Raw genomic sequence first — 771 nt, forward strand, 5'->3', positions numbered from 1 at the left:
CAGCAGATCACACGCCTTCGCCCGCTTCAAATGCACCTGCACCTCGTTCTCCCACGTGAACCCCATCGCCCCGAACAACTGCAGCCCATGAGCGAACACCACCCGCTGACACTCCCCCGCCGCCGCCTTCGCCATCAACGCCGCCCGGCCACGACCCGCGTCATCCTCCGCGATCGTCAACGCCGAGAAATACGCCAGCGCACGAGCCCGCTCGATCGCCACGTACATGTCCGCGGCCTTGTGCTTCACCGCCTGAAACGACCCGATCGGCACACCGAACTGCACCCGCTGCTTCACATGCTCCACCACCAGATCCAAAATCCGGCGGCAACTCCCCACCGCTGTGACCGCCAGCCCCATCAACGCCAGATCCGGGACACCCTTGGCCAGATCCTGCGCCTCCACATGCGCCACATGCAGCGTGGGATCGAAGACATCCACCCGCTTGGCCGCCAGATCCGCCCCGTTCACCACCACCACACCATCACCGGTGACCAACGCGACCTCATCCGCCCTGTCCGCGTCCAGCACGAACCGCCCGGTCCCGTCGCACACCGCCGTCCCCGCACCCTCAGGAAGACGACCCGCCAGCGGAGCGAACCAGGTCGCCGACGCCAAAAACGGCGTCGGATCGGCGACATACCCCAGCTCCTCCAGCACGATCGCCAGCTCTACCGGCGGAGCCTCCAACCACCCCAACTCCCGGTACTGCGCCCACAACCGATCCTCCGGCAACGACCGCGACTTGGCCACCGTCTCCCGGACCATCTG

Annotated in this window: 1 protein-coding gene; it reads right to left on the minus strand. The window is 66.7% G+C overall.

Features of this window, described 5'->3' with window-relative positions:
* The coding region (locus tag ACFPZN_RS56260) for an acyl-CoA dehydrogenase family protein (RefSeq protein ID WP_378293667.1) at positions 1-753 on the minus strand (753 nt) is incomplete at its 3' end.
* Positions 754-771: the final 18 nt, after the last annotated feature.

The organism is Actinomadura rugatobispora, from assembly GCF_042656285.1.
Lineage (GTDB): Bacteria > Actinomycetota > Actinomycetes > Streptosporangiales > Streptosporangiaceae > Spirillospora > Spirillospora rugatobispora.